20 protein-coding genes are annotated in these 18,393 nt (G+C 70.5%); 13 read left to right on the forward strand and 7 right to left on the reverse strand.

Features of this window, described 5'->3' with window-relative positions; genetic code table 11:
- Positions 1 to 36 precede the first annotated feature (36 nt).
- From LC438_RS04020 to LC438_RS04035, 4 genes are all read left to right on the forward strand, one after another.
- Entirely contained in the window at positions 37 to 1,332 is a 1,296-nt protein-coding gene (locus LC438_RS04020) for a PA2928 family protein (RefSeq protein ID WP_223585919.1), read from the forward strand.
- Positions 1,333 to 1,432: 100 nt separating this feature from the next.
- Positions 1,433 to 2,182, forward strand: coding sequence for a DUF998 domain-containing protein (locus tag LC438_RS04025; RefSeq protein ID WP_223585920.1), 750 nt, complete (start codon positions 1,433 to 1,435; stop codon positions 2,180 to 2,182).
- 25 nt (positions 2,183 to 2,207) lie between these two features.
- Positions 2,208 to 3,479 (forward strand): sensor histidine kinase, encoded by a 1,272-nt coding sequence (locus LC438_RS04030; protein WP_223585921.1) that lies wholly within the window; start codon positions 2,208 to 2,210, stop codon positions 3,477 to 3,479.
- Complete coding sequence (locus LC438_RS04035) at positions 3,476 to 4,135, forward strand: response regulator transcription factor (protein WP_223585922.1); 660 nt, start codon at positions 3,476 to 3,478, stop codon at positions 4,133 to 4,135. The genes LC438_RS04030 and LC438_RS04035 overlap by 4 nt, the downstream gene beginning before the upstream one ends.
- A gap of 230 nt (positions 4,136 to 4,365) precedes the next feature.
- Here LC438_RS04035 and LC438_RS04040 read toward each other — a convergent pair whose 3' ends face one another.
- The gene (locus tag LC438_RS04040) at positions 4,366 to 6,045 is read right to left on the reverse strand and encodes an ABC-F family ATP-binding cassette domain-containing protein (protein ID WP_223585923.1); all 1,680 of its coding nucleotides are present in this window, start codon (positions 6,043 to 6,045) and stop codon (positions 4,366 to 4,368) included.
- Positions 6,046 to 6,332: 287 nt separating this feature from the next.
- Here LC438_RS04040 and LC438_RS04045 point away from each other — a divergent pair, with 287 nt between their 5' ends.
- A complete protein-coding gene (locus tag LC438_RS04045) occupies positions 6,333 to 6,698 on the forward strand; it encodes a hypothetical protein (RefSeq protein WP_105672821.1) in 366 nt (121 codons plus the stop codon).
- A gap of 7 nt (positions 6,699 to 6,705) precedes the next feature.
- On the opposite strand, the gene LC438_RS04050 is transcribed toward LC438_RS04045, so the two are convergent.
- On the reverse strand, positions 6,706 to 7,350 hold the full coding sequence (locus tag LC438_RS04050) for an alpha/beta hydrolase (protein ID WP_223585924.1): 645 nt from the start codon (positions 7,348 to 7,350) through the stop codon (positions 6,706 to 6,708).
- A gap of 29 nt (positions 7,351 to 7,379) precedes the next feature.
- Here LC438_RS04050 and LC438_RS04055 point away from each other — a divergent pair, with 29 nt between their 5' ends.
- Positions 7,380 to 7,982 (forward strand): NUDIX hydrolase family protein, encoded by a 603-nt coding sequence (locus tag LC438_RS04055; protein ID WP_105672819.1) that lies wholly within the window; start codon positions 7,380 to 7,382, stop codon positions 7,980 to 7,982.
- 168 nt (positions 7,983 to 8,150) lie between these two features.
- Here LC438_RS04055 and LC438_RS04060 read toward each other — a convergent pair whose 3' ends face one another.
- Entirely contained in the window at positions 8,151 to 9,218 is a 1,068-nt protein-coding gene (locus LC438_RS04060) for a low specificity L-threonine aldolase (RefSeq protein WP_223585925.1), read from the reverse strand.
- A 72-nt stretch (positions 9,219 to 9,290) separates the two neighbouring features.
- Between LC438_RS04060 and LC438_RS04065 the strand changes: the two genes are divergently transcribed.
- Entirely contained in the window at positions 9,291 to 10,808 is a 1,518-nt protein-coding gene (locus LC438_RS04065) for an MFS transporter (protein ID WP_223585926.1), read from the forward strand.
- On the forward strand, positions 10,805 to 11,416 hold the full coding sequence (locus tag LC438_RS04070; protein ID WP_223585927.1) for a GNAT family N-acetyltransferase: 612 nt from the start codon (positions 10,805 to 10,807) through the stop codon (positions 11,414 to 11,416). Before LC438_RS04065 ends, LC438_RS04070 begins: the two co-directional genes overlap by 4 nt.
- Before the next feature lie 44 nt (positions 11,417 to 11,460).
- On the opposite strand, the gene LC438_RS04075 is transcribed toward LC438_RS04070, so the two are convergent.
- Positions 11,461 to 12,102, reverse strand: coding sequence for an SDR family oxidoreductase (locus LC438_RS04075; protein ID WP_223585928.1), 642 nt, complete (start codon positions 12,100 to 12,102; stop codon positions 11,461 to 11,463).
- A gap of 111 nt (positions 12,103 to 12,213) precedes the next feature.
- Positions 12,214 to 13,653 carry a DUF6421 family protein gene (locus LC438_RS04080; RefSeq protein WP_223585929.1) on the reverse strand — a complete coding sequence of 480 codons (1,440 nt, stop codon included), beginning with the start codon at positions 13,651 to 13,653 and terminating at the stop codon, positions 12,214 to 12,216.
- A gap of 72 nt (positions 13,654 to 13,725) precedes the next feature.
- Here LC438_RS04080 and LC438_RS04085 point away from each other — a divergent pair, with 72 nt between their 5' ends.
- A complete protein-coding gene (locus LC438_RS04085; RefSeq protein ID WP_105672814.1) occupies positions 13,726 to 14,184 on the forward strand; it encodes an Lrp/AsnC family transcriptional regulator in 459 nt (152 codons plus the stop codon).
- A 15-nt stretch (positions 14,185 to 14,199) separates the two neighbouring features.
- Here LC438_RS04085 and LC438_RS04090 read toward each other — a convergent pair whose 3' ends face one another.
- The gene (locus LC438_RS04090; RefSeq protein ID WP_105672813.1) at positions 14,200 to 15,225 is read right to left on the reverse strand and encodes a DUF5937 family protein; all 1,026 of its coding nucleotides are present in this window, start codon (positions 15,223 to 15,225) and stop codon (positions 14,200 to 14,202) included.
- Positions 15,226 to 15,270: 45 nt separating this feature from the next.
- On the opposite strand from LC438_RS04090, the gene LC438_RS04095 reads away from it, so the two are divergent.
- From LC438_RS04095 to LC438_RS04105, 3 genes are read left to right on the forward strand one after another with little or no spacing between them, the layout of a single operon-like run.
- Positions 15,271 to 15,633: a cupin domain-containing protein gene (locus tag LC438_RS04095; RefSeq protein ID WP_105672812.1), complete on the forward strand. Its 363-nt coding sequence runs from the start codon at positions 15,271 to 15,273 to the stop codon at positions 15,631 to 15,633.
- A gap of 15 nt (positions 15,634 to 15,648) precedes the next feature.
- Positions 15,649 to 15,939 (forward strand): DUF4287 domain-containing protein, encoded by a 291-nt coding sequence (locus tag LC438_RS04100; protein WP_105672811.1) that lies wholly within the window; start codon positions 15,649 to 15,651, stop codon positions 15,937 to 15,939.
- A gap of 22 nt (positions 15,940 to 15,961) precedes the next feature.
- Positions 15,962 to 16,606 (forward strand): dihydrofolate reductase family protein, encoded by a 645-nt coding sequence (locus LC438_RS04105; RefSeq protein WP_223585930.1) that lies wholly within the window; start codon positions 15,962 to 15,964, stop codon positions 16,604 to 16,606.
- Here the strand turns inward: LC438_RS04105 and LC438_RS04110 are convergent.
- Positions 16,593 to 16,784 carry a hypothetical protein gene (locus tag LC438_RS04110; protein ID WP_223585931.1) on the reverse strand — a complete coding sequence of 64 codons (192 nt, stop codon included), beginning with the start codon at positions 16,782 to 16,784 and terminating at the stop codon, positions 16,593 to 16,595. The two genes, LC438_RS04105 and LC438_RS04110, sit on opposite strands and share 14 nt — an antisense overlap.
- Positions 16,785 to 17,211: 427 nt before the next feature.
- On the opposite strand from LC438_RS04110, the gene LC438_RS04115 reads away from it, so the two are divergent.
- Entirely contained in the window at positions 17,212 to 18,177 is a 966-nt protein-coding gene (locus LC438_RS04115; protein WP_105672809.1) for a 1,4-dihydroxy-2-naphthoate polyprenyltransferase, read from the forward strand.
- Positions 18,178 to 18,393 lie beyond the last annotated feature (216 nt).

The raw sequence follows: 18,393 nt of genomic DNA on the forward strand, positions 1-18,393 counted from the left end.
GATCGGGAGACCGAGGGCGACGGGCATCCTGACGGCATGAACACGAACGAGTCGCGAGGGTATGTGCTCAACGGCAGCACGGTCGTCCCGCTGGGTTCCTCGGCGGTGCCGCCGCCGAGGTCCCACGATCCGAAGCGGGTGCGCCGCCGCCTCCGGCTCCGCTTCCTCGGCTTCCTCCTCGCGCCCGTGCTCATCGGCGGGCTGATCTTCATCGCGACGGCGCTGTTCAGCCCGTCGTCGCGCGACGTGGAGATCCTCCCCGGCGCCGCGGCGATCAGCATCGACGAGCAGGACGTGGCGCTCGTCGTCTACGCCGACGACTCCCGTCCCGGTATCGGCGAGCCGATGTTCCAGACCCGCGCGGCGGCGATCCGGCTGTCCGACGGCGTGACGCTCTGGGACCAGCGCCTGAACGAGGAACTCGGCAGCGAGGCCGCGGCGCTCGCCGGCGACTCGTCGCTCGTCTACGTCGCCACCGATGAGGGACTCGTGATCTTGGATGCCGCGACCGGTGCGATCCGCGCCGAGGGGCACGGCATCGACGGCATCGGGGCGGATGCGGTGTTCTCGGCATCCGCGTACGGCTACGACGTCGAGACGAACGCGGTCGTGGCGCTCACCGGAACCGGCGCGGTCGTGCAGATCCCCGTCGGCGCCCTCGCGGCATCCCCGGCGGAGGCATCCGTCGCGAGGCGCTGGCAGGGCACGCTCAGCGCCTCGGCCTTCCTGGACACCGCCGCCCTCACCAGGCTCGTCGACACGGCGACGGCGACGGACGGCACGACCGTGGAGATCGAGACGGTGGCCGAGGCCGTGAGTCGGGACGCCCTGGTGATCACGTCGCCGGACGGTGCACTCATCCGCCGCACGGAACTCGTCGACGCCGAGATCATCCCGCTCACCGGCGCGCAGACCCGACTCGGGGTCATGCTCCCGACCGGGCAGTTCCTTGAGGGCGACTTCAGCGACATCGACCAGGACGACATCGAGGCTCTGCTCGAGGCCGCGAGCGCGCAGGCATCAGCGGGCGGTGCGCTCTCGTCGCCCGCGGGGTTCGCCTCGGGATACGTGCTCGTGCAGCACCGCGAGTCGGTCAACGCCGAGCGGATGCTGCTGAGCAGCGTGTCCGTCGCCACGGGGGAGCTCGTCGACACGGTCGAGATGGGGGCCGACGCGATGAGGGCGATCGCCGGTCCGTCGGGGACGACGGCGGTCATCGCGGCTGATCCGGACGCCTGGCAGCCCGACACCCTCCGCGTGCTCGACGCCGACGGATCCCTGCGCCGCATCGAGGTCGGGTCGGTGCCGTGGTGGGTGATCTCGTTCGGATGACGCGGCTTCGTGGACGGTGTCGTACCCAGGTACGACACCGTCCACGAAGGGGCACTCCGGGGCGACGCGGCGGGTCGACCCCGAAATCTACGGTCGATTCATGCCCACGAATCCTCACAGCCCCACCGCACCAGGAGTCCCCCTCAGAGTCGTCGCCGCACTCGCGGGAAGCGTCCTGGTCGGCATCGCCCTGACGATCATCTGGATCGCGCGACTGAGCACCGACCGCACGCTGTACGTGAGCGGTCTGGGGGCCGACGGCGAGCCGACGGCGGGGTGGTTCGAGATGGCGCTGCTGCTGCTCGTCGCGGGAGGATTCTCCGTCGCGTGGGCGGCCCGCGGCCTCCGCGCGGCTGTTCCGATCCTGAGTATCGGCACGCCGTCGCTCTCCGTCGCACTGTCCTCGTCGCTGTTCCTCGTGGCCTCTCAGGTGCCCTGCACCTCGGGATGCCCGCTGCCCGTCGGGCCCACGTTCACCTGGCAGGACCTGATCCACACCAGCGTCGCGGTGCTCGCCTTCGCCCTGGCCGCGGTGGCGATGCTCCAGGCGTCGTTCGTGCAGGGCCGGCCGGTGCTGCGCGCGCTCTCGCTGGGGTCGGGGATCGCCACCGCTCTCATCGCCGCGGCGGGTGGGATCCTCTCCCTCCTGCAGTACCGCACCGACATCGGCAGCATGCTGGAGCTCGTCGCGACCACGGTCGGGATGGGGTGGCTCATGATCCTCGGGGTCTCGACGGCGCACACGCAGCGGAGCCTCCTCTCGGCCTCTGCGAGTCGGGACGGGAAAGGCGCCCACGACGGAGCACGTCTCGGGGCGGCGCGCGCAGAGGCGTTCGCGGCATCCGCGTGAGGGGCGCGGTGCGTAGAGTCGTCCCATGGCCGAGTCTCCCGTCTCCCCGCAGGCGCCGGTCCGCGAGGACGAGCTGCCACGGCCGCCCGGCGCCGTCCGCCGGTTCTGGAGCGGACACCCGCTCCTCGTCGATGCCGTGCTCGCCGGCGTCTACCTCCTCTTCGCCACGCTCTGGGCGACCGTCACCCCGCTCTCCTCGGGGGTGTGGTCGCCGTTCGGCCCGATCCTCGTGCCGCTCGTCGGCGGCATCGTGGCGACGGCATCCCTCTTCGTGCGGAGACGCCGCCCGTGGGTCACGTTCGCGGTCTTCGGAGCGGTCGCGGCCCTGTGCCTCGTCGTGGATGCACCCGCCGAGCCGTTCGGCATCGCCATCGCCCTGTACGCGGTGTTCGTCTACCGGTCCAACCGCAGCGGATGGATCGGCTTCGGCATCGCGGCGCTCGCCGGCTGCATCCTCTTCCCCGCGATCGATGCCGCGCTCCGGGGGCGTCAGGAGAGCCCTCTCTCCTCGGCGCCGACCGGGCTGCTGCTCCTCGTCGTGCTGCTCGTCTCCGCGCTGCTCGGGGTGACGGTGGGCGACCGGCGCCGCTACATCGGGGCGATCCTCGACCGTGCCAACCAGCTGGCGCGGGAGCGGGATCAGCAGGCGCGGCTGGCGACCCTGGCCGAGCGCGCGAGGATCACGAGGGAGATCCACGACGTCGTGGCCCACAGCGTGTCGGTCATGGTCTCGCTCGCCGACGGCGCCGCCGCGCTGGCGGAGAAGGACCCGACCCGCGCGCGGAGCGCCGTGCAGGAGATCGGCGCGGTGGGGCGGCAGTCCCTCCTCGAGATGCGACAGCTGCTCGGCGCGCTGGGCGACGAGGGCACCGACGGCGAGGAGCGGTCGCCGCTGCAGCCGAACCCTGGCGTCGGCGACCTCGCCGCGCTGATCGAGACGTTCCGCACCGCCGGACTGCCCGTCGTGACGCGCACGCATGGCGAGCCGCCGGCATCCCCTGCGCTCCAGAACGCGGTGTTCCGGATCGTCCAGGAGGCGCTCACGAACGTCCTCCGCTACGCCGCCGAGCCCCGTACGGTGACTGTGACCCTCGACTTCAGGGAGGGTGCGGTCGTCGTCGACGTCATGGACGACGGGCGGGCGGGACCCCCGGCGGAGTCGGTCGGCTCCGGGCGCGGGCTCGTCGGCATCCGAGAGCGGGTCCGCCTCTACGGGGGAACGGCGGATGCCGGTCCGATCGAGGGCGGAGGGTGGCGCGTGCACGTGGAGATGCCGGAACAGGAGGCGCAGCGATGAGCGGCGAACGGATACGGGTGCTGATCGTCGATGACCACGAGCTGATCAGGCGCGGCATGAGGATGGTCCTCGACGCCGAGGACGATCTGGACGTCGTCGGCGAGGCCGTGTCGGGGACGGACGCGGTGCATCAGGCGGAGCAGCTCGCCCCCGATGTGGTCCTCATGGACATCAGGATGCCGGAGATGGACGGCATCGAGGCGACCAGGCGCATCGTCAGGAGCGCGCCGTCGACCAGGGTCCTCGTGCTCACGACCTTCGACCTCGACGAGTACGCGTTCGGCAGTCTGCGCGCGGGGGCCAGCGGATTCCTGCTGAAGAACACGCCCCCGGCGACGCTGACGGCGGCGATCCGCTCGATCGCCGCCGGCGATGCCCTCGTCTCCCCCCGCGTGACGAGAGCGATGCTGGACCTGTTCGCGACACGGCTGCCGCGGCAGGCCGGCGACATCGATCAGCGCGTCGGCGCTCTCACGGAGCGCGAGCGGGAGGTGTTCCTCGCCATCGCGAAGGGGCTCAACAACGCGGAGATCGGCGAGCGGCTGTTCGTCACGGAGTCGACGGTCAAGACGCACGTCGGCCGGGTCCTGCAGAAGCTCGACCTCCGCGACCGCGTGCAGGCCGTGATCATGGCCTACGAGGCCGGTCTGGTCTGACGACGCGGCGGGGCTGGTCTGACGACGCGGCGGGGCTGGTCTGACGACGAGGCCGGGATGGTGCGGCGGCGTGACCGGGATGGTGTGGCAGATGTGGCGGCGTGACCGGTCTGACGACGAGGCCGGTCTGGTGCGGCGCGTGACCGGGTAGGCGTGGCGGAGTGTCGGGCTGGTGCGACGGTGCGGCCGGCCAGGGAGGCGATGCCCCCGGACCGGCCGCACCGCGCGGGTCAGCCGACCTCGCGCAGCATCCCCTCCGCATCGATCTCGAGCGTGAGATCGAGATCGAGCCGAGCGAGGAACGCGTCGTCGTGGCTGACGATGAGCACGGCGCCGCGGTACGCGCGCAGCGCCTCGACGAGCTGGTCGACCGTGTCGAGGTCGAGGTTGTTCGTCGGCTCGTCCAGCACCACGAGCTGAGGTGCGGGGTCGGTGAGCAGCAGCGCGGCCAGCGCCACGCGGAAGCGCTCGCCTCCCGACAGCGCAGCGACAGGGCGCTCCGCCGTGGCTCCGCGGATGAGGAACCGGGCGAGCCGGTTGCGCAGCTCCTTCTCGGGCACCTGGGGTGCGGCATCCGCGATGTTCTCGAAGACCGAACGGGTCTCGTCGAGTCCGTCCACGCGCTGCGGCAGGTAGCCGATCCGGTCGGTGTGAGCCGTGGCCTCGAGGTCCGGGCCGCCGGAACTCCGGAGATCCGGGGCGGAATCCGCCGGAACCGCTCCGGTCGGCTCGTATCCCGGGGAATCTCCGGAGTTCTGGCGCCCGCTCTCGACCAGCCGCTCCAGCAGCGTGGTCTTGCCCGCTCCGTTGCGCCCGATCAGCGCGACGCGCTCCGGACCCTGCAGGATCCACGAGCGCTCGCCGTCGCCGATCTCGGCGATCCGGCGCGCCCGCGAGACCTCGGGGTCGGGCAGCTCGATCTTCATCGACGAGTCCGAACGCACGCGGCGCCCCGCCTCGTCGAGGGAGGCGCGCGCGGCATCCTCCTTCGCTCCGACCTCGGTGCGCAGCTTTCCCGCTGAGACCTCTGCGGCCATCTTCCGGCCGTGCGCGACGATCTTCGGCACGCGCTTCTCGACCTCGGCCTTGTTCGCCATCTTCGCGCGCGTCGCGAGCTTGGACTCGGCCTCGATCCGCTGGCGCTTCTCCTTGCGGAGCACCTGCTTGGCGGTGACCTCGGCCTGCTTCGCGGCATCCTGCTCGGCGTCCAGCCAGGCGCGCCACGCGGAGTACGGTCCGCCGAACACGCTCAGCGTCTGCGCGTACAGCTCGGCGGTGTCGTCCATCAGCTCCAGCAGCGAGATGTCGTGGCTGACCACGATGAGCGTGCCCTTCCACGACCTCACCATCGCCGCCAGCTTCGCGCGGGCGTCGCGGTCGAGGTTGTTCGTGGGCTCGTCGAGGAGCGTGATCGGCGCTCGCCGCAGGCGGATGCCGGCGATCGCGACCAGCACGGCCTCGCCGCCCGACAGCTCTCCGACGCGGCGGTCGAGGAAGTCGGGCGAGAGGCCGGCCTCGGCGAGGGATGCCTCCGCCCTGGCCTCGATGTCCCAGTCGTCGCCAACCGCGTCGAAGTGCGCCGGGTCGACGTCGCCGGCGCCGATCGCGCGGACGGCGTCGAGCGCCTCGGCCACGCCGAGCAGTTCGGCGACGCGCCGGTCGACGTCGAGGGTCAGCTGCTGCGGGAGGTAGGCGACCTCTCCGGTGGCCGAGACGACACCCGAGGTGGGCGCCAGTTCTCCGGCCATCAGGCGCAGCAGCGTGGACTTGCCGGCGCCGTTGCGTCCGACCAGTCCGGTGCGGGCCGATCCGAAGGCGCCGGACACGGCGTCGAGCGCCGTCTGCCCGTCGGGCCAGGTGAAGGTGAGGCGGTCGAGGGTGACCGATGCATGAAGGGTGGGGGTTGACATGGTGTCTCCTGTCGAGTGCGAGGGTGCACTGACACCGAGCCCTCGGGGAGTCGTCGGAAGACGACCTCGCAAGGAGGGAGATGGGCCGTGGATCAGCCGTCGTCGGGTCAGCGCGCGGAAAGAAGAGCGCGGAGGCGACGGATCAGATCAAAGGACTTCCAGACACGGCGGACAGGACTCCACGACGATACCCCCGCCTCCGCGGTGCGCGCAACCCGGGCGTGTCGCGCCGGGATGTCCACCGCGCGGGGGATGCCGCAGGGCCTCCGGACTCGTAGCGTGGAGGAATGGCAGACGAGAGCATGAGTCCCGGCGAGATGATGCAGCGCGTCGGCATGGGGGCCGGACTCGCGATCGGAATCGGCGTCGGCGTCTCTCTCGGCACGGGTTTCCAGAACCTGGCGCTCGGCATGGGGATCGGCGTCGGGATCGGAACCCTCGTCATGATGTGCTTCATCAGCGCCGGATCGAAACTCCGGAAGCAGGAGTGGGCGGCGGCGCAGGCGGCGCGTGAGTCCTCCGACACGGATGCCGAGGATGACTCCGAGAGCGGGGCCGGAGCGGGGAGTGGGGCCGGCGCCGAGAGTGGAGCCGGCGCTGGTGCCGTGGCCGACGGCGAGCCTGACGCGGATCGACCGGGCCCGCGCTCCTAGTCGGCGGTCAGCCCTCGAGCCACTTCGCGATGAAGTGGCGCACGTCGCCGAGCTCCTCCTCGGAGATGCTGTGGGTGAGTCCCGTGTAGACGCGGCCGGAGAGGTCGGAGTGGCCGGGCAGCCACTCGGCGGTGTGCGCGACGAGATGCGCCGGGATGACGTCGTCATGCGTCCCGCGCCCCCAGAACACCGGCGGGCGCAGCTCGGCGAGCTCCTCGTCGCCTGCGACGTCCCCGGGGGTCGCGTATCCGCTCAACACCACGACAGCGCCGAAGCGCTCCGGCGCGAGCCGCATGGCCTGCAGAGAGACCGCCGCGCCCTGCGAGAACCCGAGCAGCGCGACCTTCGGAGCATCGGATGCCGCGGCGTCGAGCCAGCGGAGGAAGACCTCCGCTGCAGCCGTGACGTGGGAGGCATCGCGTCCGTCGAGGCCGTCGATCGGGTACCAGGACCGGCCGGGCATCGGCCACGGCGGGGTCAGGGGAGCGGCGACGGATGCCACGGCGATGCCCTCGGGCAGATACGGCACCAGACCGAACAGGTCGTGCTCGTCGGCGCCGTAGCCGTGGAGCAGCACCAGCAGCGGCATCCCCTCCCGGTCGCCGGCGGACCACCGGGTCGCGGCGTCGTCGATCGTCAGGTTCTCGGTCACGCTCCTATCCTGCCTGGTAGAAAGGACACATGGCGGTTCGCACACCTGATCCCGATCCGGAACCCGAAGACTCGGGGCTCGGCTCCTTCGACGGCGCCGCGCCGGCGTCGGGGGCGAATCCCGGCTGGCTGACAGACGTCGAGCTCGAAGAGGCTCGTCGTCGCATGCCGATGCTCTACGTGGAGGCGATCCCCGTGCGCACCGACGGCTCGGGGGTGGTGACCGAGATCGGCATCCTGCTGCGATCCACGCCTCTGGGTGAGATGACCCGCACGATCGTGTCGGGCCGGGTGCGCTTCGGCGAGACGATCCGCGACGCGCTGTTCCGGCACGTCGAGAACGACCTCGGGCCGATGGCCTTCCCGCTGCTGCCGCCGCAGCCGCTGCCGTTCACGGTGGCCGAGTACTTCCCGATCCCGGGCGTGAGCGCCTATCACGACGACCGTCAGCACGCGGTGTCGCTCGCGTTCGTGGTGCCGGTGACCGGCACCTGCGAGCCCCGTCAGGACGCGCTGGAGGTGACCTGGTTCACTCCCGAGGAGGCGGGCTCAGACGCCGTCGCCGCCGAGATGGAGGGCGGCCGTGGCACGCTCATCCGGCAGGCCCTCGCGAACCTCGGCCTGCTCCGGTAGCTCGCGCCCGCGCTCCGGCTCCGTCGAGTCCGTTGAGCGCGTCGAGCGTCGAGTGCACGGGAAGTCGCCGAGTGCACGGGAAGTAGGCGTGAACAAGCCGTGCAGTCGGCGAATTCGTGTGCGCTCGGCGGCAGGATGCGCCGCGGCGAGTGAGCGGGTGGCGGTGCGTCAGGCCTGCGTCAGGCGCGCGAGCTCCGCGACGAAGGCGTCGACGTCGTCTTCGTGCGTGTCGAAACCGCACATCCAGCGGACCTCGTTGCGTGCGGCATCCCAGTCGTAGAAGCGGAACGACTCGCGCAGTGCGTCGGCGACGCCGTCGGGCAGCGTCGCGAAGACGCCGTTCGACTGGGTCGGCTGCGTGAACGAGACACCGGTGATCGAGCCGTCGGCGATGCCGGCGTCGATCGCCCCGCGGAGGCGCTGGGCCATGGCGTTCGCGTGCTGTGCGTTGCGCAGCCACAGGTCGCCCTCGAGCAGCGCGATGAGCTGAGCCGAGACGAAGCGCATCTTCGAGGAGAGCTGCATGTTGAACTTGCGCGAGTAGCTCAGACCGTCGGACGCCTCGGGGTTCAGCACCACGATCGCCTCGCCCAGCATCGCGCCGTTCTTCGTGCCGCCGAAGCTGAGCACGTCGACGCCGACGTCGCGCGTGAAGGCCCGCAGCGGCAGGTCGAGCGCTGCGGCCGCGTTCGAGATGCGCGCGCCGTCGACGTGCAGCTTCATGCCGCGCTCGTGCGCGTGATCGGCGAGGGCCTTGATCTCCTTGGCCGTGTAGAGCGTGCCGAGCTCGGTGGACTGGGTGATCGAGACCACGAGCGGCTGCGCGCGATGCTCGTCGCCCCAGCCCCAGGCCTCGCGGTCGACGAGCTCGGGGGTGAGCTTGCCGTCGTCGGTCGGGACGGTGAGCAGCTTGAAGCCGCCGATCTTCTCGGGGGCCCCGCCCTCGTCGACGTTGATGTGGGCGGTGGATGCCGCGATCACGGCGCCCCAGCGCGGCAGCATCGACTGCAGGCCGGTGACGTTGGCTCCGGTGCCGTTGAACACCGGGAACGCCTGCACGCCCTCGCCGAAGTGCGACCGGAAGACCTCCTGCAGGCGCGCCGTGTAGGCGTCTTCGCCGTAGGCCACCTGGTGGCCGCCGTTGGCCGCGGCGATGGCGGCGAGGACATCGGGGTGGATGCCGGAGTAGTTGTCGCTGGCGAATCCCCGGATCGCGGGGTCATGCTGAATGCTCACCGACCCAGTCTATTTGCGCGGGGGAGCGCGACAGGCCTACCGGATGTCCGTACCCCCGCCTACCCTCTTAGCATGCAGAGAACCGCGGCGAAGACGGCCTTCGCGAACGTCCTCGTCAACACGCTGATCGCCAACGTGACGACGAGCTTCCTCTGGTTCGCGCTGACGTTCTGGGTGTACATCGAGACGCAGTCCGTGCTCGCCACCGGCATCATCGGCGGCGCCTACATGCTCTTCATCGCCTTCTTCGCGATGATCTTCGGCACGATCGTCGATCGTCACCGCAAGCACACCGTGATGCTGCTGTCGAGCGTCGTCTCGGCCGCGGCCTTCCTGGTCGCCGGCATCCTCTACGTCTGGCAGGGCGAATCGGCGCTGCTCGACCTCGGCGGTCCGTGGTTCTGGGCGTTCTCGCTGGTGATCCTCTTCGGCGGGGTCATCGAGCAGCTCCGCAACATCGCCCTGTCGACGACCGTCACCCTGCTGGTCGACGAAGACAAGCGCGCCAACGCGAACGGCCTCGTCGGCACCGTGCAGGGCCTGGCCTTCCTCGTCACCAGCGTCTTCTCCGGGCTCTCTATCGGCTTCCTCGGCATGGGCTGGACCCTGGTGATCGCGATCGCCGCGATGGCGCTGACCTTCGTGCACCTGATGTTCATCCGCATCCCCGAGGGCACACCGGAGCCCGACCCGAACGCGTCGAGCGCGCTCGACTTCCGCGGCAGCGTGCAGGCGATCAGGCTCGCACCCGGCCTGTTCGCGCTGATCATCTTCTCGACGTTCAACAACCTCATCGGCGGCGTCTACATGGCGCTCATGGATCCCTACGGACTCACCCTGTTCGACGCGCAGACGTGGGGCTTCGCGCTGGCGTTCGCCTCGACGGGCTTCCTGGTCGGCGGAGGTCTCGTCGCGAAGTTCGGACTCGGCCCGAAACCGATGCGCACCCTCCTGCTCATCGTCATCGCGATGGGTCTGCTCGGGGCTGTGTTCATGCTGCGGGAGTGGTGGCCGCTGTACGTCGTGGGCATGTGGGTCTACATGGCGATGGTGCCGCCGGCCGAGGCCGCGGAGCAGACCGTGATCCAGAAGGTCGTGCCGTTCGAGCGGCAGGGGCGGGTGTTCGGCGTCGCGGCGGCGATGGAGGCGGCCGCCGCCCCGATCACGGCCTTCCTCATCGCGCCGATCGCCGAGTTCCTGATCATCCCGTACATGAAGACCCCGGCCGGCGACGCGCAGTGGGGCTGGCTGCTCGGGCAGGGCGAGGCCCGCGGCATCGCCCTGATCTGCCTCTTCGCTGGGCTCATCATGGTCGTCGTGGGCGGTCTGGCCTTCCTCACGAAGTCCTACCGGCAGCTGACCGAGCTGTACGCCAACGCGCCGGCGCAGGAGATCCCCGGCGGAGAGGGCGACAGTGCGGCGGATGCCGACGACGGCGCTTCGTCGGCAGCTGCGGACGTGACGGAGCGTGCCGAATCGGGCGGGGTTCCCCGTTCGTCCGGGCCTGTACTGATCGATCCGGTATCAGCTCGCGGTGGACGAGCAGGGGCGGACGGCAGGGAGGCGGCCGACGAGGGGCGCGATCGGTGAGCCCGCAGCACGCCGCGGAGCCGGGGGAGATCAGGATCGTCCCGGCGAATCAGGCCGGGTGGGATGACCTGCAGTCGATCCTCACGGGGTCGGCGGCGCGGTGCCAGTGCGAACGGCAACGCCTCGGTGACGGCGACTGGTGGAACATGCCCGTGGAGGAGCGGCGCGATCTGCTGAGGAGCGAGACGCACTGCGGGGATCCGCGTGCGGCGGAGACGATCGGCCTCGTCGCCTACCTCGGCGACGAGGCGGTCGGCTGGTGCGCGGTCGATCGGCGCAGCGTCTACGGGCGACTCCGTGGATCGTCGGTGCCGTGGAAGGGCCGCGACGAGGACAAGAACGACGACGGCGTCTGGGCGATCGCGTGCCTCATCGTGCGGCCGGGCTTCCGCCGCCGGGGTCTCACGTACCCCATGGTTGTCGCGGCGGTCGACCACGCCCGCGCGCAGGGCGCCACGGCGATCGAGGGATACCCCCTGCTCACAGGAGGCTCCACGGTCTCGTGGGGCGAGATGAACGTCGGCGCGGTCGGCCCATTCGCCGCGGCCGGATTCACCGAGGTCAGCCACCCGACGACCCGACGCGTCGTGATGCGGCTCGATCTCTGAGCGGCCGGATTCCACCCGCCGAGCGCCCGCGTCCGCAGCCGCCGTCAGGCGAGGTCGATCACGCGGTCGTTGAGCTCTGCGGCATCCGCATCCCACAGTGCGAGCACGGCGGTTGCGAGCGCGGCGGGATCGAGCGCCTTGGCGCGGAACACGACGGATGCCGCACGCAGCGGCTCCTCGGCATCCCGAGCCGCCTTCGCGAAGCCCTGCGCGACCGCCCGCGCCCACGCTTCACTCGCCGCCTTCACGGCCGCGTAGTTCGCCCCTCCGGCGAGCGGCCTGGCGACGGCCGTCGACGAGACGACGGCGAAGCGTCCGGCATCCGAGGTGCGCAGCGCGGCATCGAAGGCGCGGCTCGTGGCCCGCACCGCGAGCAGGGCGGGGAGAAGGGCGTCGAAGTCCTCATCGGACTGTCCTGCGAGCCCACCGCCGCCGCGCCATCCGCCGACCAGCGGGAGCACCCCGTCGACGACGTCGAGGCGTGCGGCCAGCGAGGTCATCTCCTCCACGGAGGTCGCATCGGCGACCTCGACCTCGGCGCCGGCATCGGCGAGCGGCGCCAACCGCGACGCCGAGCGCCCGGTGGCGACGACCCGAGCTCCCGCCGTCAGGAGTGCGCGCGCGACGACGAGCCCCGCGTCGCTGGTGGCTCCGGCGAGGACGATGGTGCGACCGCTGACGCTCATGACGGGTTCCCCTTTCGACGGCATCCGATTCTCGGACGAACGCGCCCTTCTCGGACGATCCTCCCCGAATCATCCGAGAAACGGGAGGGCGTCCGAGAAGGGCGCGTGTGATCAGTCGTCGGTGCCGCGGATGCCGACGGTCGACTCGATGACCGGCTTCATCTTCTTGTCGAGAGTCTCGAAGAACATCGACAGCGGGAACTCGTCGTCCATCACGGCATCCGTGTAGCCCTTGGGGGCGCCGGCGAGGATCTCGTCGGAGAGCCCACGGGCCCACTGCGACGCCGGGTGCGGCGTGAGCGTGCCCCGGACGAGCTCGTACGCGGCCAGCCAGTGCGCGACCTTCGGGCGGTCGATCGAGTGCCAGTACAGGTCGTCGATCGCATCGCCCAGCGCGACCACGGCGTCGGGGACGTTGTCCCAGTCGAACGCGAGAGCGGTGTCCGTCCAGTGCAGCACGCCGCGCTGGTGCAGCCACGCGAACAGCAGCTGGCCGCCGACCGCGTCGTAGTTGCGCGTGCGGTTGCCGGTGATCGCGAAGCGGAAGATCCGGTCGAAGATCACGGCGTACTGCACGAGCCCGGCGTGATCGTGCATCTCCCGCTCGGCCTCGGTCAGCTCCTCGCCGGCGGCGATACGGGCCGCGAGGGCGCGCTCGATCTTCACCGACTCGCGGAACGCGGTCATGTCGCACCGCATCTCCTCCAGCGAGTAGAGGAAGAACGGCATCCGCTGCTTGATCATGAACGGATCGAACGGCAGGTCGCCGCGCATGTGCGTGCGGTCGTGGATGATGTCCCACATCACGAACGCGCGCTCGGTCAGCGCCTGGTCGTCGAGCATCGCCGCAGCGCGCTCCGGCAGGTCGAGGTTGGTGATCTCGGAGGCGGCGCGGGTGACCCGGCGGTAGCGGGCGGCCTCGCGGTCCTGGAAGATCGCACCCCACGTGAAGGAGGGGATCTCGCGCATCGCGACGGTCTCGGGGAACAGCACGGCCGAGTTCGTGTCGTAGCCGGGCGTGAAGTCGACGAGACGCAGCGAGACGAACAGCTTGTTGCCGTAGTCGCCCGCTTCGAGCGCCGCGATGAACTCCGGCCAGATCGTCTCGACGATGAGCGCCTCGACGAGGCGGTCGCTCGACCCGTTCTGCGTGTACATCGGGAAGATCACGAGGTGGCGGATGCCGTCGACGCGGTGCTGCTGCGGCTGGAAGGCCACGAGCGAGTCGAGGAAGTCCGGCACGCCGAAGTCCTCGGAAGCCCAGCGGTCGAAGTCGACGATCGAGGCGGCGAGGTAGTCGGCGTCGTGCGGGAAGGCGGGAGCCAGGGCACGGATGCCGGCGGTGATCGCGGCGACGAGTTCGCGTGCGACGCCGTGGTGCGCGGCATCCGGAATGGAGCCGTCCTTGATCTGGAGCTCGCGGATGGCGATCGCGGCGTCCTTGAGCTGCGCCCAGGCGGCGCTCTGCTCGGCGATCGCGGCATCCTCGACGACCTCGGGTTCGCCGACGATGGCCTGTGCAGCGGAGCTGGTGGCGGAAATGATGGACATCGGGACCTCCGATCGGAGAATGTGGCGGAAAGATTCCGGCGTATACGGAATCCTGACGATAATCTTACATCCATGGATGACTCTGTCGACCGCGCGATCCTCGCCGAGGTCTCTCGAGACGGCCGCGCCACGCTCTCCCAGTTGTCGGATGCCGTGGGCCTCTCGGTGTCGGCCGTGCAGTCGCGCCTGAAGCGCCTCGAGACGCGTGGCGTCATCACCGGCTACCGCGCGATCCTCGACCCGGAGCAGGCGGGCACGCCGCTCTCGGCCTTCATCGAGATCACCCCGCTCGACCCCGCGCAGCCCGACAACGCCCCCGAGCTGCTGGAGCACCTCGACGCGATCGAGGCCTGCCACTCCATCGCCGGAGACGCGAGCTACATGCTGTTCGTCCGGGTGGCCTCCCCCCGGGCCCTGGAAGGACTGGTCCGCGACATCCGCCTCGCCGCGAACGTGAGCACGCGCACCACGGTCGTGCTGCAGACCTACTACGAGCACCGGCCGATCATCCCCGTCGGCTCCGCGGACTGACCTGGTCGCCGCGGATCAGATCGCCGCGCCGATCATCGCCTCCCCGAGGGGCGTCCGCAGATGCAGCATCCGGTTGCCCTCGCGCTCGCTGCCGATGAGCCCGGCGCCGCGGAGGACGGTGAGGTGATGGGATGCCGTCGACACCGCGATGCCGGCATCCCTCGCCACCTGCGAGGTGGTGCGCGCGACTCCCGCGTGGAGCAGGATGTCGGCGCGCGCAGGACCCAGCAGGGCGCCGAGCGCGTCGGCCATCTCGGCCGCGTCGCGCGCCCAGCCCGCGGTGACGCCGCGCGCGGGGTAGTAGAGGGTCGGCTGGGCCGGCGGTTCGGTGAGCACCATGCAGCCCCACGACGACATCACCGATGGCACGAGCACGAGTCCGCCTCCGCGGCAGTCGACGTGTTCGCTGTGCCGTCGCAGCTGCACGCGCACGGCCCCTTCTCCCCAGCTCACCCGCGGGTGCAGATCCTCGGCCATGGCGGCGATTCCCGACGATGCGATGGTCCGTGAGCGCACCGCGATGTCGGCGCGCAGCAGCCGCTCCAGCTGGGGCCACACCGGCGCGAGCACGGCATCCCACACCTCCGGCCAGGCGTCGGCGATCATCTCCCGCGCACGCGCTGGACGCTCCTGCATGTCTCTGAGCGCTCGCTGACGCGCCCCCGTCGACCGGTCGACCATCTTGCCGAAGTCCACGCGCATGCCGTCGAGGGGCGTCCGCCGCAGCGCGTCCCGCTCGGCATCGGGCGTCAGATCCCACGCCGCGGTCGTCGTGAGGAAGTCGGGGAGGTAGCCGTCCTCGCCGATGACGACGGCGAGCAGCTCGAAGCTCCGGCGGGGGAGGCGCTCGCGCACCGCTCGGAGCCATCCCCACTGCAGCGGATGCTGCGCCGGACGCAGCAGCACGCGCACGGCGTGGGCCAGCTCGTGCCCGGGGGAGATCCCGAAGCGCACGGCCTGGATGTCGCCGGGGCTCAGGTGGAACTCCACCCGGTGGTCCGGATGCTCGACGCCTTCGATCGGAGCAGAGTTTCGATCCACATCGAAACTCTAGGCCGTGTCGGTGGGGGTGTCGAGACTGGACCCATGAACAGCGCACCGACGTCCGCAGGAATCGTCGCCGCGGCGGACATCCGCATCGGCACAGGTCGCAGCCGTCGCTTCGAGGGCGGCGAGCACGGCGCGGCCGTCTCGTACTTCTACGTGGAGAATCAGCCAGGGCAGGGGCCGGGGCTGCACTGGCACCCCTACCCTGAGACCTGGGTGGTGCTCGAGGGCACCGCGCAGATCACCGTCGGCGACGAGACGCTGCTGGCGGTGGCGGGAGACACGGCCACCGGGCCCGCGTTCGTCCCGCACCGCTTCACCAACGTCGGCGAAGGAGTGCTGCGCATCATCGGCATCCACGCCTCGGCCACCATCATCCAGACGTTCCTCGACGAGGACTGACACACAGGAGAGCACATGTCGTTCCAGGCATACCTCGACAACATCGAGACCAAGACCGGCCTCACCCCCCGGCAGTTCATCGAACTGGCCACGGAGAAGGGATTCGGCCCCGAGACCAAGGCCACCCCGATCGTCGCCTGGCTGAAGGAGGAGTATCAGCTCGGCCAGGGGCACGCGATGGCCCTCGTGCACGTCATCACCAAGGGGCCGCAGATCAGCGACAAGCACGTCGGCAAGGGCGGGGCCCACGGCGATGCGTCGGACACGCTGTGGCTCGACGGCAAAGACAGCAAGCCCGCACTCTGATCCCTCTGCAAGGAGCACCGACATGGCCGTTCGCGCCGATCTGAACATCTCCCTCGACGGTTTCGCGACCACCACAGACCAGACGCCGGAGAACCCCTTCGGCGAGGACTGGGGTCGGCTCGTCGCCGCCTACACCGCCACCCGCACCTTCCGCGCCCGCGTGCTCGGCGACCCCTCGGGGGAGGGCACGACGGGACTCGACGAGGACTATGCCGCCGCGTACTTCGAAGAGGTCGCCGCCGAGATCATGGGCGCGGGCATGTTCGGCCTGCACCAGCACGGCGACGACCCCGACTGGCGCGGATGGTGGGGAGACGAACCGCCGTTCCACGTGCCCGTGTTCGTGCTCACCCACACCCCGCGCGCCTCGATCGAGTTCGCGAACGGCACGGCCTTCCACTTCCTCGAGGCGACCCCGGAGGAGGCGCTGGCGCGCGCGACCGAGGCCGCGGGCGGCGGCGACGTCCGCATCGGCGGCGGCGCCGACGTGGTGCGGCAGTTCCTGCGGGCGGGGCTCATCGACAGGCTGCACGTGGCCGTCGCGCCCCTCGTGATCGGCAGTGGAGAGCGCATCTGGGACGGCCTGCGCGGCATCGAGAACGACTACGCCGTCCGCAGCGAGGTCGCGGAGAGCGGCGTCACTCACGTCACCTTCACCCGTCGCTGAGCATCCGATCCTGCTCCGTGCCGGTCGCGCGGGCGAGGTCGCGGGCTCGCGTCGTCGCGTCGCGTCGAGTCGAGTCTGTGCGGGTGCGGGTGCGGGTGCGGGTGCGGGCGCGGGCGCGGGTGGGGTCGCGTGTGCGCGGGCGGGGGCGCGTGTGCTCGCGTTCGGGAGGAGATATCACGTTCGGGAGGAGGATTCCGCCCGGATTCTCCTCCCGAACGTGAGTTCTCCTCCCGCGGGGAGTTCTCCCCTCGAATGTGAGTTCGCATCACGTGGGGAGTTCTCGTCCCGAACGTGAGTTCGCGTCGCGTCTGCGCGGGCGTATGCGGGGGCGGGGTCGCGTGTGCTCGCGTTCGGGAGGAGATATCACGTTCGGGAGGAGGATTCCGCCCGGATTCTCCTCCCGAACGTGAGTTCTCCTCCCGTGGGGAGTCCCCCCGGTGGGGAGTTCTCCACCCGAATGTGAGTTCTCCTCCCGAACGTGAGTTCTCCTCCCGAGTGTGATTTCTCCTCCCGTGGTGGCGCCGGCTCCTCGCCGGGGTGCGGGTTCGCGTCGTGTCTCGTCTCGCTCGACGGCGGGAAAAGGAGTGACCAGTAGGATTCCTTCCGTGGCAGCATCCTCGAATCGCAAGAAGAAGTCCCGTCGCGCTCCCGTCCGCACGAGCGGGAATCCGGCGAAGAAGCCCGTCGTCGAGCTCGGCCCGGTGACGGCATCCGACTGGATCGGCGCCGCCCGTCTGCGCACGCTGCCGCTCGCGATCGCGCCGGTTGTCATCGGCACCGGAGCTGCGCGCAGCACAGGACCGGAGTTCCACTGGGTCATCGCGCTGGCGTGCCTCGCGGTCGCGGTCTTCCTGCAGATCGGCGTGAACTTCACGAACGACTACAGCGACGGCATCCGCGGCACCGACGCGCACCGTGTCGGACCCGCACGCCTGACCGCCTCGGGCCGGGTGTCACCGCGCACCGTGCTGATCATCGGCCTCGTCTTCTTCGCTCTCGCGGCGGTCGTGGGTCTCGCGATCGTCATCCGCACGCAGCAGTGGTGGATGCTCGCCGTCGGAGCGGTCTGCATCGTCGCCGCGTGGTTCTACACCGGCGGAAAGCGCCCCTACGGGTACTTCGGCCTCGGCGAGGTGTTCGTCTTCGTGTTCTTCGGGCTCGTCGCCACCCTCGGCACGACCTGGGTGCAGATCTTCGCGCTGCCGCAGCAGGCGTGGCTGGGCGCGGTGGCCGCCGGACTGTTCGCGTGCGCCGTGCTGCTCGCCAACAACCTCCGCGACATCGACCAGGATCGCCTCGTGGGCAAGCGCACCCTCACGGTGCTGATCGGCGCGCGGGCGACCCAGGTGCTGTACACCCTGTTCGTGCTCGCGCCGTTCGGCATCTCGATCTTCCTCGCGCTGCTCTTCCCGATCGCGTGGATCGCGCTGCTGGCCCTGCTCGCCGCGCTCCCGGCGCTCGTGATCGTCTGGACCTATCGCAAGCCCGGCGAACTCGTCATCGCCCTCGCGCTGACATCGCTCGCGGCGCTCCTGTACGCGGGGGCGCTGTTCTGGGCCTTCGTCGGCTGACGCGCGCCTCAGCGGGGAGACCTCGCGTCTCAGTCGGGGAGATCTCGCGTCTCAGCCGGGAGACCGCGCGTCTCAGCGGGGAGACCTCGAGTTTCAGCCGGGAGGCCTCGCGCCTCAGCGGGGAGACCGCGCGTCTCAACCGGGAGACCTCGCGTTTCAGCCGGGAGATCGCGCGTTTCAGCCGGGAGATCGCGCGTCTCAGCGGGGAGACCTCGC

The organism is Microbacterium sp. OVT16B (genome assembly GCF_019969705.1).
GTDB lineage: Bacteria > Actinomycetota > Actinomycetes > Actinomycetales > Microbacteriaceae > Microbacterium > Microbacterium natoriense.